The sequence below is a fragment of the Stenotrophomonas sp. YJH_SMC_48-3 genome (assembly GCF_059369375.1).
Genome location: NZ_JCAFSQ010000007.1, coordinates 135398 through 151607, shown reverse-complemented (window position 1 = coordinate 151607; position 16210 = coordinate 135398). Strand labels below are relative to the sequence as shown.

General features: G+C 66.3%; 16 protein-coding genes and 1 pseudogene. 9 read left to right on the top strand and 8 right to left on the bottom strand.

All coding sequences use genetic code 11. From position 1 onward, the window contains the following. On the bottom strand, window positions 1-585 hold the full coding sequence (locus tag AC5P65_RS12945) for a hypothetical protein (protein ID WP_495215648.1): 585 nt from the start codon (window positions 583-585) through the stop codon (window positions 1-3). Between the two features lie 109 nt (window positions 586-694). Between AC5P65_RS12945 and AC5P65_RS12940 the strand changes: the two genes are divergently transcribed. Both AC5P65_RS12940 and AC5P65_RS12935 read left to right on the top strand, forming a co-directional pair. Further along, window positions 695-2110 (top strand): cryptochrome/photolyase family protein, encoded by a 1416-nt coding sequence (locus AC5P65_RS12940; protein WP_155030425.1) that lies wholly within the window; start codon window positions 695-697, stop codon window positions 2108-2110. Between the two features lie 140 nt (window positions 2111-2250). Then, window positions 2251-2946 carry a YiaD family glycine zipper/OmpA-like lipoprotein gene (locus AC5P65_RS12935; protein ID WP_005416156.1) on the top strand — a complete coding sequence of 232 codons (696 nt, stop codon included), beginning with the start codon at window positions 2251-2253 and terminating at the stop codon, window positions 2944-2946. 222 nt (window positions 2947-3168) lie between these two features. Here AC5P65_RS12935 and AC5P65_RS12930 read toward each other — a convergent pair whose 3' ends face one another. Continuing rightward, window positions 3169-4200 carry a LysR family transcriptional regulator gene (locus tag AC5P65_RS12930; protein ID WP_005409107.1) on the bottom strand — a complete coding sequence of 344 codons (1032 nt, stop codon included), beginning with the start codon at window positions 4198-4200 and terminating at the stop codon, window positions 3169-3171. A gap of 146 nt (window positions 4201-4346) precedes the next feature. Here AC5P65_RS12930 and AC5P65_RS12925 point away from each other — a divergent pair, with 146 nt between their 5' ends. From AC5P65_RS12925 to AC5P65_RS12900, 6 genes are all read left to right on the top strand, one after another. Continuing rightward, complete coding sequence (locus tag AC5P65_RS12925) at window positions 4347-4574, top strand: hypothetical protein (RefSeq protein WP_019661221.1); 228 nt, start codon at window positions 4347-4349, stop codon at window positions 4572-4574. Further along, window positions 4571-5341, top strand: a complete 771-nt coding sequence (locus AC5P65_RS12920; RefSeq protein WP_019661222.1) for an SDR family NAD(P)-dependent oxidoreductase — start codon at window positions 4571-4573, stop codon at window positions 5339-5341. The genes AC5P65_RS12925 and AC5P65_RS12920 overlap by 4 nt, the downstream gene beginning before the upstream one ends. A 91-nt stretch (window positions 5342-5432) precedes the next feature. Continuing rightward, window positions 5433-6659: an efflux RND transporter periplasmic adaptor subunit gene (locus AC5P65_RS12915; RefSeq protein WP_019661223.1), complete on the top strand. Its 1227-nt coding sequence runs from the start codon at window positions 5433-5435 to the stop codon at window positions 6657-6659. 127 nt (window positions 6660-6786) lie between these two features. After that, window positions 6787-9957: an efflux RND transporter permease subunit gene (locus tag AC5P65_RS12910; protein WP_099494590.1), complete on the top strand. Its 3171-nt coding sequence runs from the start codon at window positions 6787-6789 to the stop codon at window positions 9955-9957. Window positions 9958-10021: 64 nt separating this feature from the next. Then, complete coding sequence (locus tag AC5P65_RS12905) at window positions 10022-10759, top strand: SDR family oxidoreductase (RefSeq protein WP_021203972.1); 738 nt, start codon at window positions 10022-10024, stop codon at window positions 10757-10759. Next, the gene (locus AC5P65_RS12900) at window positions 10753-12174 is read left to right on the top strand and encodes an efflux transporter outer membrane subunit (protein WP_019661226.1); all 1422 of its coding nucleotides are present in this window, start codon (window positions 10753-10755) and stop codon (window positions 12172-12174) included. Before AC5P65_RS12905 ends, AC5P65_RS12900 begins: the two co-directional genes overlap by 7 nt. A gap of 41 nt (window positions 12175-12215) precedes the next feature. Here the strand turns inward: AC5P65_RS12900 and AC5P65_RS12895 are convergent, their stop codons facing one another. Next, window positions 12216-12593 carry a VOC family protein gene (locus AC5P65_RS12895; RefSeq protein WP_111104702.1) on the bottom strand — a complete coding sequence of 126 codons (378 nt, stop codon included), beginning with the start codon at window positions 12591-12593 and terminating at the stop codon, window positions 12216-12218. 140 nt (window positions 12594-12733) lie between these two features. On the opposite strand from AC5P65_RS12895, the gene AC5P65_RS12890 reads away from it, so the two are divergent. Further along, window positions 12734-12997, top strand: coding sequence for a hypothetical protein (locus tag AC5P65_RS12890; RefSeq protein WP_021203970.1), 264 nt, complete (start codon window positions 12734-12736; stop codon window positions 12995-12997). Window positions 12998-13016: 19 nt separating this feature from the next. Here the strand turns inward: AC5P65_RS12890 and AC5P65_RS12885 are convergent, their stop codons facing one another. The 5 genes and pseudogenes from AC5P65_RS12885 to hchA all read right to left on the bottom strand — a co-directional run bounded on the left by AC5P65_RS12885 (window position 13017) and on the right by hchA (window position 16201). Continuing rightward, window positions 13017-13871, bottom strand: a complete 855-nt coding sequence (locus AC5P65_RS12885; protein ID WP_021203969.1) for an endonuclease/exonuclease/phosphatase family protein — start codon at window positions 13869-13871, stop codon at window positions 13017-13019. Between the two features lie 138 nt (window positions 13872-14009). After that, window positions 14010-14237, bottom strand: a complete 228-nt coding sequence (locus AC5P65_RS12880) for a hypothetical protein (protein ID WP_227200225.1) — start codon at window positions 14235-14237, stop codon at window positions 14010-14012. A gap of 59 nt (window positions 14238-14296) precedes the next feature. Further along, a complete protein-coding gene (locus tag AC5P65_RS12875; protein WP_021203968.1) occupies window positions 14297-14533 on the bottom strand; it encodes a hypothetical protein in 237 nt (78 codons plus the stop codon). Window positions 14534-14620: 87 nt separating this feature from the next. Continuing rightward, window positions 14621-15323, bottom strand: a pseudogene (locus AC5P65_RS12870) (PA1136 family autoinducer-binding transcriptional regulator). 5 nt (window positions 15324-15328) lie between these two features. Next, entirely contained in the window at window positions 15329-16201 is an 873-nt protein-coding gene (gene hchA, locus AC5P65_RS12865; RefSeq protein WP_049483081.1) for a glyoxalase III HchA, read from the bottom strand. Between the last annotated feature and the right edge of the window lie 9 nt (window positions 16202-16210).

The window sequence follows — 16210 nt, the reverse complement described above, 5'->3', positions numbered from 1 at the left end:
TCAGTCCAGCAATGTCTCGATGAACGATTCGGCCTGCAGGCGGTCGCCCAGTACCCGGGCCACCGCCTGTACGGCTGCCTCCTGGTGTTCAGGGCGGATACCGCCATCGTCATCGTCGTTGTAGAGGTCATCGCCGGCATCGAGGTATACCGTGCCCGCTGCAGCCAGAGCCGCCATCAGGGTCGGCACATCGGCGGTGATCTCGCCGGCATCCAGCAGGCCGGCACCGTGATGGCTGAACAGTACACGGCCATCGTCCAGGTCGAGGATGAACGGATCGGCGCTGCGATCGGCAATCACCAGCCAGTTCGATGGCCAGTCGTTGATCCGTTCGCCGCTGACGCCGTGCCAACGATAGCCGGCCTGCTGGCTCCACAGGCGTTGCAGTGGCGGTATCCAGACATCAAGGCCGGGAACGGTGATGCCGGCGCGGCCAACCCTGGCATTGATCTCTTCGCCCTGCGGCCCCACCTGCGCGTAAAAACGTGCCAGTACGGGGGGCAGCGGGAACGGGCCCTGCCAGTCACGCTCGTGCTGGGCATGCAGCAGCCCGAAGCGGGCGAATGAGGCGTGCAGATCTTCCATGTCAGAGTCCAACGGGTAGCGGCCGTGCAGCCTAGCAGACAGCGTCTGCGCGCATCGCCTTCACCACCGCTGGCTATCATGTGTGCCTTCCACAACGAAGGCAGTGCCTGTGTCGGTAGCGTTGGTATGGTTCCGCCGTGATCTGCGGCTGCAGGACAATCCGGCCCTGCAGGCCGCGCTGGATGCAGGTCACGATGTGGTGCCGGTCTACATCCACGCGCCGCACGAGGAAGGCGAATGGGTGCCCGGTGCGGCCTCCGATGCCTGGCGCCACCGTTCACTGGCCGCGCTGGATGCGGACCTGCGCGCGCGGGGTTCCTCGCTGGTGCTGCGCAGCGGCGATAGCCTGCCGGCCCTGCAGTTGCTGATCGAGCAGGCGGGCGCCGAGGCGGTGTACTGGAACCGCAAGTACGAACCGGCCACCCAGCCCCGCGACGCGGCCATCAAGCGCACGCTGCGCGAGCAGGGCATCGATGCGCAGAGCTGCAATGGCAGCCTGTTGTTCGAACCCTGGGACATTGCCACCCAGCAGGGCCAGCCGTACAAGGTATTTACGCCGTACTGGCGCAATGTACTCAGTCACTGGCGCCTGCCGGCACTGCAGGCTGCACCGGAAGCACTGGCGCCGCACGCGGTCGACAGCCTGGCATTGGATGATCTCCAGCTGGCACCGACGCTGGACTGGGATACCGGCTTCTGGGAGCACTGGCAGCCGGGTGAAGCCGGTGCGCTGGAAGCACTGTCCGTCTTTGAAGACGGTGCCCTTCGCGGGTATCGCGAGCAGCGTGACCTGCCGGACCGTGTCGGGACCTCGCGGTTGTCGCCCCATCTGCACTTCGGCGAGATCGCGCCGTGGCGCATCGCGCAAGCCCTGGAAGGGCTGCGCAGTGCGGCCACCGATGCCGACATCGACGGCTACCTGCGCCAGCTGGGCTGGCGTGACTTCGCCTACCACCTGCTGCATCACTTCCCGAAGACGCCGACCGACAACCTCAACCCGCGCTTCGACCGTTTCCCGTGGGCCACTCCGAGTGCCACGCAGCTGCACGACTGGCAGCGCGGCAATACCGGCGTGCCGATCGTCGATGCCGGCCTGCGCGAGCTGTGGCACACCGGCTACATGCACAACCGGGTGCGGATGATCGTGGCCAGCTACCTGTGCAAGCACCTGCGCGCGCACTGGCTGCATGGCGCGCGCTGGTTCTGGGACACCCTGGTCGACGCCGACCTGGCCAATAACACCATGGGCTGGCAATGGGTGGCGGGGACTGGCGCCGATGCCGCTCCGTACTTCCGGGTGTTCAACCCCGTGACTCAGGCCGAGAAATTCGATCCGCAGGCACGGTACATCAGCCGCTGGGTGCCCGAACTGGCCGCGCTGCCGGTGAAGGCCCGGTTTGCGCCGTGGCAGCATCCGCTGCTGCTGGCGGCGCATGCCCCGGGCTATCCGCGTACGCCGCTGGTGGACCTGGCCGCGGGCCGCGACGCCGCATTGGCGGCATACCGCCAGTCGGGGGCGGGGTAAAGGGTGACCCGAGCGATCCGGTCAGTTAGCTGAACGCGGCCCTGTCGGCGCACCGGATCATCATCCCGACGTCGCATCGGGCTGTTTATTCTCTCTGCGCCCGCAAGCCGCCGGCCCGTCCGGAAACCAAGGAGAACCTCATGATCCGCAACACCACCCGCAACGTCGCACTGGCCCTGATGAGTGCGGCCGTCCTGTCGGCCTGCGCCACCGGCGGCTCCTACGTGCAGAGTGACCAGTACGGCAATCCGACCGAGCAGCAGAACCGCACTGGTCGTAACGCGCTGATCGGTACCGCCATCGGCGTGGCTGCCGGCCTGTTGACCGGCGACAGCGCCACCGAGCGCCGTCAGCACGCATTGATCGGTGCCGGTATCGGTGCGCTCAGCGGCGCCGCGGTCGGCCAGTACCAGGATCGCCAGGAACGCGCGCTGCGCGAGCGCACCGCCAACACCGGCATCGATGTGCAGCGCCAGGGCGACAACATCATGCTGAACCTGCCGGACGGCATCACCTTCGACTTCGGCAAGGCCACCCTGAAGCCGCAGTTCTACGGCTCGCTCAACGGCGTCGCCGGTACGCTGCGTGAGTACAACCAGACCATGATCGAAGTGGTCGGCCACACCGACAGCATCGGCAGCGACGCTGTGAACAACCGACTGTCGAAGGAACGCGCCGACTCGGTCGCCCAGTACCTGATCGGCCAGGGCGTGCAGAGCGTACGTATCGAAACGCTGGGCGCCGGCAAGGCGTATCCGATTGCCGACAACAGCACCGACGCCGGCCGTGCCAAGAACCGCCGCGTCGAGATTCGGGTGATTCCGCTCAAGCAGTAACGCGTAGCGTTATTGCTTGAGCCGGTCCGGCCATCGGCCGGAGCGAAAATGCCGCCCTTGCAGGCGGCATTTTTGTGGGTGCCGAGCGTTGCTCGGCACACCGATGGCGTATGCGGAGTCTAGCCGTGCTCGACTCACCAGAGGCAGTCGAGCGTGGCTCGACTCTACAGAAACCGGCATCGCGCGCCCGGGTAGAGCCACGCCATGCGTGGATACCCCCGGCTACGCCGCCGAAGCGGCCACCTTCTCCAGGATCCGCTTGCCGCTGCTTTCCAGAGCGGCGTCTTCCTTTTCCTTCTGCTGCTGCGCCAGCTTCGCACCCGGGCACTGCGCCAGCATGTAATTGGCGTCGAAGTTGAGCTTCTCGACCAGGAAGTCGACAAACGCACGCACCTTTGGCGAGACCAGGCGGCCGCCGGCGAACACGGCGTTGAAGTCCACTTCCGGGCCGGTCCAGCCAGCCAGCACGCGGCGCACCATGCCCGATTCAACGAACGGCTTGGCCATCACGTCGCCGGTCAGCAGCAGGCCTTCGCCACAGACCAATGCACCATTCAACGCAGACATGTCGTTGGCGGTCATCAGCGGGGTAACCGGGAAGTCGCGCAGTTCCCCACCGTTCTCGCCCAGCTGCCAGGTGAAGCGCGGCGAGTTGCCGGTGTGGTACGGCTTGCGCATCGCAAGGATGCGATGGAACTGCAGTTCTTCCGGATGCAGCGGCTCGCCGTAGCGCTCGATGTAGGCCGGGCTGGCGAACACCTGCGTCCGCAGGCTGCCCAGCTTGCGCGCGACCAGATTGGAATCGGGCAGGGCACCCACGCGCAGCGCCAGGTCCGCTTCACCGGCGATCAGGTCCAGCTTTTCGTTGCCCATGTGCATGTCCAGGCGGATCTCCGGGTACTGCGCATGGAACTGGCCCAGCAGCGGGGCGATCCAGGTGATGCCGATCGAATAGGGCACGGTGAAGCGCAGCCAGCCGCGCGGGCCGGACTGCAGCTGGCTCACCGCGCTTTCGGCCTCTTCAAGCTCGCGTGCGATGCGCTGGCAATGTTCGTGGTAGATCGAACCAGCTTCGGTCAGGCCGAGGCGGCGCGTGGTCCGGTGCAGCAGGCGCGCGCCCAGGCGCGTTTCCAGCTCCTGCACTTTGCGGCTGACCGTGGTCTTGGGCAGGCCGAGCGATTTGGCAGCGGCAATGAAGCTGCCTTGCTCGACCACTTTGACGAAGATCAGCGTCTCGTTGAGATCGTGGGACATGGTCGGGATCCTGGACGTCGGGGATGGGACAATCGTGACAGAACGATTGGACCGGGAGCGGGATGATTATTCCCCTTAATCAGGACTAATCAAGTAAAGGTTTGAGGTCTATCGTGGCGCCATTCGTTAATTGGAGCCCGTCCGCCATGAGCCTGCGCAACATTCTTGCCCGACTCCGGAACGCCGGCCAGAGCACCCTGGACCTGGCGATGACCGTCGAAGCCCGTCCGAGTTCCTTGGTACACAAGGACTTTCGTGAGTTTACCGCGCCCATGCGTCAGCAGCGTGGCGGCGCCATCCGCTTGGCCCCCCACAAGGGTGACCGGCTGCGCCGGATCGGGACTATCCCGGATTTGGGAGGAAATGTCCCGTGAATGGGATACTGACGCCCGAAGTTCTGGTCCTTGGTGGTACCGGTGCCGTGGGCCAGGGCGTGGTCGGCGCCTTGCTGGAAGCCGGCAGTCCGGTGCTGGTGGTTGGTCGCGATCCGGGCCGGCTGGCTGCGCTGCATGAGCAGTTCGCCGATGAGCCGGGCCTGGAGACGCTGCTGGGTTCACTCAGCGATGACGGCTCGGCACGCGCCCTGGCCGAACGCATCGGGCAGCGCCCGCGTCCATTGGCCGCGGTGATCGCGGCCATGGGCGGGCCCTACCGTCGCGGCCGGGTGATCGACCGCAACGGCGAGGAGCTGCTCGGGGCCATGCAGGCCGACCTGATGCCGCATGTGCATGCGGTGCGCCACCTGCTGCCGTTGTTGCAGGACAACGTGCATGCGCGGCGCTATGTGATGATCGGCAGCCCGGCCAGCGCCAAGCCTTGGGCGGGCTACGGCGAGACCTCGATCACTACCGCCGCGCTGCGCATGTACGCGCAGGTGGTGCATCAGGAAGCGCAGGCGCTGGGCGTGCGCGCGCAGATGCTGGAAGTCTGCAGCCCGGTGTGTACCCCGGCCAACGCGGCCAACGCCTGCATCGAGTGGCCCAGCTCGCTGCTGGTCGGCCGCCGCGTGGTCTCGCTGCTCGATGGTTGCCGGGACAACCGCGCCATCGTCCGCTGCGACAGCAGCGATGCCGAACTGCCACGCGGCCTGCTGCACCTGGAAGTTCCCCCTTTGTGGCGCGATACCGCAGGCGTCGCTTGACCTCGACCAAGGTTGAGGTCGCAGTATGCGCCGCCGATTTTTGCAACACGTTCCCATATTGCTGTACCACCCCTCCGTACGGATGCATGCCATGACTTCCCCCAATACCACCCCACATCGTTTCGGCCATCGCATTGCGATGGTTGGCGTGTCGATCCTCGCAGCGGCCGTGCTGGCGGCCTGCAGCGGCGGCCATGCCGAAGAGGCCGGTGCACCGCCGCCGCCGCAGGTCAGCGCCGCGCCGGTGCTGGTCAAGCAGGTCAGCCAGTGGGACGAGTTCAGCGGCCGCGTCGAAGCGGTACAGAGCGTTGAACTGCGCCCGCGCGTGTCCGGCTACATCGACAAGGTCAACTACGTCGAAGGCCAGGAAGTGAAGAAGGGCGATGTGCTCTTCACCATCGACGCCCGCAGCTACCAGGCCGAGTACGACCGCGCAGCCGCCGAGCTGGCCCGTGCCCGCACCCAGGCCAGCCTGGCCCGCAGCGAGTCAGAGCGTGCCAAGCGGCTGTCCGAGCAGCAGGCGATCTCCACCGAGACCGCCGAGCAGCGTCGCGCGGCTGCCGACCAGGCGGGGGCTGCCGTGCAGGCCGCGCAGGCGGCCCTGGATGCAGCCCGGCTCAACCTGGAATTCACCAAGGTGCGCGCGCCGATTGACGGCCGTGCCGGCCGCGCGATGGTCACCGCCGGCAACCTGGTCACTGCTGGCGACAGCGCCAGCGTGCTGACCACGCTGGTCTCGCTGGACACGGTGTTCGTCTACTTCGATGCCGACGAGAGCACTTTCCTGCGCTACGCCCAGATGGCGCGCAAGGGCGAGCGCCCGAGCGAGCGGGACAGCGAGCTGCCGGTGAAGGTCGGCCTGTCGGGGGAAGAGGGCTATCCGCACTCGGGCAAGGTCGATTTCCTCGACAACCAGGTGGCGCGCAGCACCGGTACCATCCGCGTCCGTGCGCTGCTGGACAACGCCGACCGCCAGTTCACACCGGGCCTGTTCGCCCGCGTGCAGCTGCTTGGCAGCGGCCAGTTCCAGGCCCTGCTGATCGACGACAAGGCCGTGCTGACCGACCAGGACCGCAAGTACGTCTATGTGGTCGACAAGGATGGCAAGGCCCAGCGCCGCGACATCCAGCTCGGTCGTACCGCCGACGGCCTGCGCATTGTCGAGCATGGCCTGGCCGCAGGTGACAAGGTCATCATCGACGGTGTGCAGAAGGTCTTCATGCCGGGCATGCCGGTGCAGGCCAAGGCGGTGGCCATGCAGCCACCGGCCGCAAAGCCCGCACCGGGCCGCGATGCCACCGCTGCGCTGAACCACTGATCCGCCCGCTCCTGATCCGCGTCCCCGCTTAGCTGCCGGCGCCAGCGGCAGCCTTCCCTGCCTTCGTCATATTGGCGAGGGGCGGGGCGGCTGTTGCCCGCCGAATGCCTTTCCCAGGAATTCCTCCATGGACTTTTCCCGCTTCTTCATCGACAGGCCGATCTTCGCGGCGGTGCTGTCGATCGTGATCTTCGCCGCAGGCCTGATCACGATTCCAATCCTGCCGATCAGCGAGTACCCCGAAGTGGTGCCGCCGTCGGTGGTCGTGCGCACGGTCTATCCGGGCGCCAACCCCAAGGTCATTGCCGAGACCGTTGCTACCCCGCTCGAAGAGGCGATCAACGGCGTCGAAGGCATGATGTACCTGAAGTCGGTTGCCGGCTCGGACGGCGTGCTGCAGATGACCGTCACCTTCCGCCCGGGCACCGACCCGGACGCGGCGGCGGTGAAGGTGCAGAACCGCGTGGCGCAGGCACAGGCACGCCTGCCCGAGGACGTGCGCCGGCAGGGCGTGACCACGCAGAAGCAGTCGCCCACCTTCCTGATGGTGGTGCACCTGACCTCGCCGCAAGGCAAGTACGACACTCTGTACCTGCGCAACTACGCGCGCCTGCACGTCAAGGATGCGCTGGCGCGTATTCCGGGCGTGGGTGACGCGCAGATCTTCGGTGGCGGCGACTACGCCATGCGTGCCTGGCTGGACCCGGACAAGGTGGCTTCGCGCGGCCTGACCGCCAGCGACGTGGTGCGCGCCATGCGCGAGCAGAACGTGCAGGTGTCGGCCGGCCAGCTCGGCGCCGAACCGCTGCCGGACAGCAAGTTCCTGACCCTCATCAATGCCCAGGGCCGGCTGAAGACCGAAAAGGAATTCGGTGACATCGTGCTCAAGAGCGGCACGGATGGCGAGATCGTGCGCCTGTCCGACGTGGCCCGCCTGGAACTGGGCGCGGGCGACTACACCCTGCGCTCGCAGCTGGACGGCAAGAACGCGGTGGGTATCGGCATCTTCCAGTCGCCGGGTGCCAACGCGCTGGAAATCCGCGACCAGGTCATCTCGACAATGGACGAGATGCAGAAGACCATGCCGGCCGATGTGAAGTACGAAGCGGTGTATGACACCACCATCTTCGTGCGCGACTCGATCAAGGCCGTGGTCTCCACGCTGCTGGAAGCGATCGCCCTGGTGGTGCTGGTGGTGATCCTGTTCCTGCAGACCTGGCGTGCGTCGATCATTCCGTTGATCGCGGTGCCGGTGTCGGTGGTGGGTACCTTTGCCGCGCTGTACCTGCTGGGTTTCTCGATCAACACGCTGAGCCTGTTCGGCCTGGTGCTGGCGATCGGCATCGTGGTCGACGATGCGATCGTGGTGGTGGAGAACGTCGAGCGCAACATCGAGGAAGGCCTGTCGCCCACTGCGGCGGCACACCAGGCCATGCGCGAAGTGTCCGGCCCGATCGTGGCGATCGCGCTGGTGCTGTGCGCCGTGTTCGTGCCGATGGCGTTCCTGTCCGGTGTCACCGGCCAGTTCTACAAGCAGTTCGCCGTCACCATCGCCATCTCCACGGTGATCTCGGCGATCAACTCGCTGACCCTGTCGCCGGCCCTGGCCGCGCGCCTGCTGAAGGCCCATGGTGCGCCGAAGGACGGCCCGAGCCGCCTGATCGACCGCCTGTTCGGCTGGGTGTTCCGTCCGTTCAACCGCTTCTTCAAGTCCAGCTCGGAGAAGTACGAACGTGGCGTGGCCCGCATCCTCGGCCGTCGTGGTGCGGTGTTCGTGGTCTACGCGATCCTGCTGGTCGGTACCGGCGTGATCTTCAAGCTGGTGCCGCCGGGCTTCATCCCGACCCAGGACAAGCTGTACCTGATTGCCGGCGTGAAACTGCCGGAAGGTTCGTCGATCGCACGCACCGATGAAATGCTGCGCAAGGTGGCCAAGATCGCCCAGGAAACCGATGGCGTGGCCCATACCATCTCGTTCCCGGGTTTGAATGCACTGCAGTTCACCAACACGCCCAACACCGGTGTGGCGTTCATTCCGCTCAAGCCGTTCGCCGAGCGCCATGGCCGCACTGCCGCGCAGATCAACGCCGAGATCAACCAGAAGATCGCTGGCCTGCAGGAGGGCTTCGCGTTCGCGATGATGCCGCCGCCGATCCTCGGCCTGGGTAACGGCAACGGCTACCAGATGTTCATCGAGGACCGCGGCAACCTGGGCTACGGCGCACTGCAGAATGCCGTGCAGGCGATGCAGGGCACCGTTGCGCAGACCCCGGGCATGGCCTTCCCGATTTCCAGCTACCAGGCCAATGTGCCGCAGCTGGATGCCGAGGTGGACCGCGTCAAGGCCAAGGCACAGGGCGTGCAGCTCACTGAGTTGTTCGACACGTTGCAGACCTACCTGGGTTCGGCCTACGTCAACGACTTCAACCAGTTCGGCCGTACCTGGCAGGTGATCGCCCAGGCCGACGGTCCGTTCCGCGAGACGGTCGAGGACATCGGCAAGCTGCGCACCCGCAACGATCGTGGCGAGATGGTGCCGATCGGTTCGATGGTCACCATCAAGCAGACCTTCGGCCCGGATCCGGTGCTGCGCTTCAATGGCTACCCGGCAGCGGACCTGGCCGGCGAGGCCGACCCGCGCCTGCTGTCCTCGGCCGAGGCGATGACCAAGCTGACCGAGATCGCCGGCAAGGTACTGCCGGTCGGCATGACCACCGAATGGACCGACCTGAGCTACCAGCAGGCAACCCAGGGCAAGGCCGCCTTCATCGTGTTCCCGGTGGCGATCATGCTGGCCTTCCTGGTGCTGGCCGCGCTGTACGAGAGCTGGTCGCTGCCGCTGGCGGTGATCCTGATCGTGCCCATGACCCTGCTGTCGGCGCTGTTCGGCGTCTGGCTGACCGGTGGTGACAACAACGTGTTCGTGCAGGTCGGCCTGGTGGTGCTGATGGGCCTGGCGTGCAAGAACGCAATCCTGATCGTCGAATTCGCCAGAGAGCTGGAGATGGGCGGCAAGGGCATCGTTGAAGCCGCGCTGGAAGCCTGCCGCCTGCGTCTGCGCCCGATCGTGATGACCTCCATCGCGTTCATCGCCGGCACCGTGCCGCTGGTGCTGTCGCACGGCGCAGGCGCCGAGGTGCGCTCGGTGACCGGTATCACCGTGTTCGCCGGCATGCTGGGCGTGACCCTGTTCGGCCTGTTCCTCACCCCGGTGTTCTACGTGGCACTGCGCAAGCTGGTTACCCGCAACGGTGGCGGCCAGCTGGTGCAGCATGGCGAACCGACCATCCATCACTGACATGGAACCCCGCCGCCGCCGGCTACCGGCCGGCGGCGGCTTTTCCCTCACGAGGCATGAATCCATGAACACCCATCAGAACAAGATCGCGCTGGTCACTGGCGCTACCCGTGGCATCGGCCTGGAAACCGTGCGCCAGCTGGCCCAGGCGGGCGTGCACACGCTGCTGGCCGGTCGCAAGCGCGAAACGGCGGTGGAGCTGGCCCTGAAGCTGCAGGCCGAGGGCCTGCCGGTGGAAGCCCTGCAGCTGGACGTGACCGACGCGGCCAGCATCGCCGAGGCAGTCGAGCAGGTGCGCCAGCGCCATGGCCGCCTCGACATCCTGGTCAACAATGCCGGCATCATGATCGAGAATCCCGCGCAGGCGCCGTCGGAGCAATCGCTCGAGACCTGGAAGCGCACCTTCGACACCAACGTCTATGCGCTGGTGGCAGTCACCCAGGCCTTCCTGCCGCTGATCAGGCAGGCCAAGTCCGGGCGCATCGTCAATGTGTCCAGCATGCTCGGTTCGCAGACCCTGCATGCCGACCCGACCTCGGGCATCTACGATTTCAAGATCCCGGCCTATAACGCGTCCAAGGCCGCAGTGAACAGCTGGACCCTGAGCCTGGCCTATGAGCTGCGCAACACGCCGATCAAGGTCAACACCGTGCATCCGGGTTACGTAAAGACCGACATGAACGGCGGCAATGGCGAGATCGAAATCAGCGAAGGCGCGCGTTCCAGCGTGGAAATGGCGCTGATCGGTGAGTCCGGTGCCAGCGGCAGCTTCACCTACCTGGGCGAGGTGCTGCCATGGTGATCCGCACGTTGGCGATGGCCGTCTCCAGCCTGGTGCTGGCAGGCTGTGTCAGCGTCGGCCCGAACTACAAGGCCCCGGTACAGGAGCCGGTGGTGCTGAAGAGCGCGCAGCAGCCGGTCTTCAGTTCCGTCTCGCCGGTGGCCAGCTGGTGGGCGCAGTTCGACGATCCGGTGCTGGAAGAGCTGGTGCACGGCGCACTGTCGGACAACCTGGACCTGCGCGTGGCCGTGGCCCGCGTCAGCCAGGCCCGTGCTGTGTTCGTCGAAAGCCGTTTCGACCAGGCCCCGCACATCACCGCAGGCGGCAGTTACGACCGCCGCAAGCAACCCGATCCGCAGCTGGGTGGGCAGCGGGTGTTCAGTGAAAGCTACCAGCTCGGCTTCGACGCCGGCTGGGAGCTGGATCTGTTCGGCCGCAAGCGCCGTGCTGCAGAAGCCGCGCGCGCCGACCTGGACGCCGAGCAGGCCAACCTGGCCGACGCGCAGGTGCTGGTTGCTGCTGAAGTGGCGCGCAACTACTTCGAACTGCGTGGCACCCAGAAGCGCATCGCAGTGGCCCAGCACACGTTGGAGAACCTGCGCGATACGCAGAAGCTGACCGAAGCACGCTGGGAACTTGGGGCCGGCAGCGAACTGGACGTGCAGAGCAGCCGCGCCCGCCTGAAGGCGATCGAGGCCGATATCCCGCTGCTGGAAGTAGCCGAGACGCAGTCGCGCAACCGGCTGGCCGTGCTGCTGGGCCAGCGCCCGGAAGTGCTGACGGCGATGCTGGCGCCGCAGGAAGTCCCGGCGTTCGCCAAGGCCTTGCCGCTGGGTGATACCCGCGAACTGCTGCGCCAGCGTGCAGACGTGCGTATGGCCGAGCGTCGCCTGGCTGCCGCGACCGCACGCGTGGGCGTGGCCACAGCGGACCTGTTCCCGCGGTTGTCGCTGTCCGGTTTCGTCGGCTTCCTCGGCGGCGATGCCAGTGGCCTGGTCAATGGCAGCAACAAGGCCTGGTCGCTGACGCCCTCGCTGAGCTGGGCCGCGTTCGACTTCGGCACCGTGCGTGCGCGCCTGCGTGCCAGCAAGGCTGAAGCCGAAGGCGTGGCCGCGCAGTACGAACAGGCGGTACTGCTCGCCCTGGAGGACACCGAGAACGCGCTGACCCGCTATTCCAAGCAGCAGGCACGGTTGGCAATCGTGGTGGAGCAGGCGCAGGCGGCTCGGCGTGCCGAATCGCTGGCGCAGATCCGCTATCGCGAGGGATCGGAGGACTTCCTGACCCTGCTGGACGCGCAGCGGACCCAGCTGGCAGCCGATGATGCGCTGGCGGCGGCCGAGGCCGACGTCAACGTCAGCGTGGTGGGTGTGTACAAGGCGCTGGGTGGTTGGGGTCAATCACCGCAGCCGCCAAGCGTGGCGCAGGCGCAGTAACCGCAGGGGACGGAAGCAGGGACTTCCGTCCCCTTGTTCTTTCAGGGCCAGTGGTTGGCCGGTACCTCACGCTCGCGCATGCGCACGATGCAGAAGCGATGGCCGGTTGGTGCTTCCATCACCCACCAGCGCTTGACGAAGCCTATCCGTCGCGCGCCGAGCTTCTCCAGGCGGTCGGCTTCGGCATCGATGTCGTCGCTCTCGATGTCCAGATGCACCCGTGACGGGTGATCGACGCGCTGGACTTCAACGTCCAGGCCCGCCGGAGCACCGAGCAGGTCGGCGTACTCGGCGGCGTCTTCGGCACGGGCGGGCTGCGCCTGCAGGCCAAGCGCGGCGGCCCAGAAGCGGGCGCCTTCGTCGGCGGGAATGCCCTCGCAATCGATGATGAAACCGGCCAGGCGACTCTGGTGTGCCATGCCTTTCTCCACAGTTCGGGAACAGGGGCAGGGTAGCGCGGCGTCTGCTGTGGACGTTGTCACAGTCGTGACGTTTCTGACTCTGCCGGAAGCCGTGTCCGCCGTGTAACTAGTGGGGCAGATTCCAGGGAGTACACATGATGAGCGATGACAGGCGGGATACCCAGCGCATGTTGTTTGGCGACCCGGGGCCACCCGGTGCGGGCCTTTCGGTGGCGGTCGTTGTGCTGCTGGTGCTGGCGACGATGGCCGCTGCGATCGGTTTCCTGCGACTGCCCGATCCGATGCTGGGGCTCGGGCTGATCGGGGTTGCCGTGTTCCTTGCCGTCGGCGCCCGCATCTGCCAGGCGCGCAACCAGCACCAGGCGTTGTACCGGCTGTTGTCGCGGCAGCCGCCGCCGTAGCCACGGCTGCCGCGGGAATTCAGGGCTTCGGCCAGTCCAGCTCGACCACCAGCGGGAAATGATCCGACGGCAGCACGCCGTCGATGCGACGATCATCGGTAAGGAAGCTGCGCGCACGGAAGCCACGCACCAGCACCCAGTCCAGCTGCACGGTGGCCTTGCCGGTGAAGTCGTGGAAGGTCGGGCGCGGACCCTGCGGTGTTTTCACCTGGGTACGGGTGTCCTGCAGCAGGCGGGTGAACGCCTTGTAGGTGTCACCGCCTGGCTCGCTGTTGAAGTCACCGGTCAACACCACCGGCAGGTCGGCCGGCAGTGCTTCCAGGCGCTTGCCGATGAGCTCGGCACCCTTCACCCGGCGCGGTTCGTCCTCGTCGCGGTAGGGCAGGTGGGTATTGAGGAAGTAGAAGCGACGGCCATCGTCCAGGCGCCGGAACAGGGCCCAGGTGACCATACGCGGGTACAGGTTGCCCCAGCTGATGCTGCCAGGGACGTCCGGCGTATCCGAAAGCCAGAAGTTGCCGGATTCCTCGATGGCCAGCACCTTGCTGTCGTAGAATACGCCCATGTGCTCATCGCCGCTGCCACCGCGGCGGCCTTCACCGAACCAGCGGTAGCCGGGCAGGTGCCCTGACAGGTAGTCGGCCTGTTCCTTCACCAGTTCCTGGGTGCCGATCACTGCCGGGTGCGCGTCGAGGATCACCTTGACCATCGCATCACGGCGGTCGGGCCAGCGCTTGCCCGGTTCGGTGTCAGCCGGGGTACGGACGTTGAATGACATCACCTTCAACGGCGCCGGCGTGACGGCCCAGGCAACGGCAGGCAGAGCAAGCGCCAGCAGCGCACTCAGCGCCGGGCGACGGAAACGCGACAACATCGTGGAATCCCTCCATCCCATGAAAACGGTTTCATGGAGCATGCCATGGAAGGCGGGGGCAGTGGTATGCCGGGACAGGCGACTTGGAGACGCCGGGCGGGCGCTGGACGCTCCGCCCGGCAGATGCCCCTTGCCCGATCAGGGGTCGTAGATCATCCCGTTCTCGTCGCGGTTGTAGTGGTCGCTGGCCACGCGGGTGCCGTCGTCATGGACCACGTACAGCGTGCAACGCTGGTGGAACACGTTGCCGCTGATGCGGAAGGGCACGCACTCCTCCTGCAGGCCGACCTCTTCGGCTGCATTCGCCGGCGGCGAGGGCACCAGGGCCGCAAGTGCAACTACTGCAGCGAAAGAAAAAGCGGTCATTCGATTGTGCAGCGTCATTGATCACACTCCTTGTAGCCGTAGTCGGTGTCCGATGCAGATCAGTCTGCCGGGAGGTACCACTGACCGTTCTCGTCTATCCAGTACACCGACGTGAAAACGGTGCCGTCTGCCAGAGTGCGGGTGACGGTGCAGCGCTGATGCACGAGGTTGGGCCCAAGTCTTACGGGCACGCAATCGGTCGTCGATCCGGGGGACCCGGCCGCGTGGCCAGTCGCCGGTATCCCACTACCCAATGCCAACATCAATGCGGCCATCGCGGCCAGTTGCAGTTTCATAAGCATCATCCTTGCTTTCTGCAATCGCGCACATGCGCATGGCGTGTGTAACACGCGAACCAGAGCTCCGGAAGTGCCTCGCCGCGATCAGTCTTCGATCTCGCCGCGACGGCTGGCGGCACGCACTGCCTGCGCGGTGGTCGCCACACCCAGCCGTTGCCGCGCGTGGCGCAGGTGGTTCTCCACCGTGCGCGTGGAAAGCCCAAGCGTGGCCGCGATCTCAGCTTGCCGGCGGCCGGCGGCGACCCAGCGCAGCACTTCGCGCTCGCGGTTGCTCAGTGCGCTTCCCGAACGCTCGGCAGGTGATTCGGCCAGACGGCGCGCGGCCCGGAATGCTGCGGTTGCAGCAGCTTCCAGCCGCAGGCGCGCGTTGGCCGACGCGTCGATTGACGTACCGGCAACGCTGACCGCGCCTTCCAGGCCGGTGATGCCGAACACCGGCACCTGCAGCCCATGCAGGCCTTCGCCGCGAGGCTGCTTCACCACCTGGTAGCGCTCGCCGCGAACCCAGGCGCTTGCTCCAGAAGAACGGCGCGTTGCTGTCCAGCACGTGGCGATTGACGGGGCAGGCGTGGAGGTAGCGCGCAAGGTCGGTATCGCTGCCATCGCCGAACCAGTCGCCCTCGATCCAGTACACGCGTTGCGTACCCCGCTCCAGCCCGGTGCCGGTGGCAAACACCAGCACGCGGTCGAAGCCGAGCGGTGCCGCGATGCCTCGCAGGACTGCACCCACCGCGCTCAGCGAACTGGCGCGTTCCAGCTCCAGCAGCGCCTGCACCAGCTCGGTCATCCGGCTCAGCGCCCGGCCAAGGCGTCGAGCAGGGCGCGTGCAGCCAGTTTGCCCAGCGCATTGCCAGCCAACGGGCTGTCGCCGGTCAGCAGCAGGCGGTCCTGCAGCACGCTGCCATCGATGCCGTCATTGACGATCTGCACGCCCCGCTGTGCCAAGCGCTCACCGAAGAACCACGGCAACTGTCCAGGCATGTAGCCGATCTCCGGCGTCTGCCGGTCCATCGCATCGGGGAAGGCGCAGATGCGGTAGCCGCGGAACAGCGAACCGCCATCGGCCTCGTCCACGCCCGCAGCCAGCAGTGCGGCCGGACCGTGGCAAAGGGTGATGATGTGGCGTTGCTGGGCCATCGCCCAATGCAGGACGGACTTCACCGCGCGGCTCTGCGGCAGTCCTATCAGGGCGCCATGGCCACCGGGGATGAACACTGCAGCATAGTCCGAATCCGCATCGAGCCCGGCAACCACCTCGTCCAGTGGCAGCGGCTGGCGGAAGCACGAGGCATAACGCTCGTACAGCCCGCCGATTTCCTTGTCCTCGTTTGGAAATGCCCACCACTCGAACTTGGCGGGGTTGCCCGACAGCGTGGCTACATCGATGCCGAAGCCGGCCTTGTCGAGGTGGTACATCGGCAGCAGGGTCTCCACCGGATGGTTGCCGGTGGAGAACAGGTGGCCATTGGCAGTTGGCAGATAGCGTTCGTCGGCAGCGATCATCAGCACCTTCCAGCGGCCATCGCGGCGCGCATCCGGGTAGTCGGCACCGGAAAGGTTGCTCTTGGGCGATGTGAACTGTGACAGCGAGTAGGGCGACGGGAAGAAGGCATCGCGCTCGGCCGGGTCGGGGCTGGGCTGGCGGCTGGGCTCTTGCGTGTTCATGCAGATCTC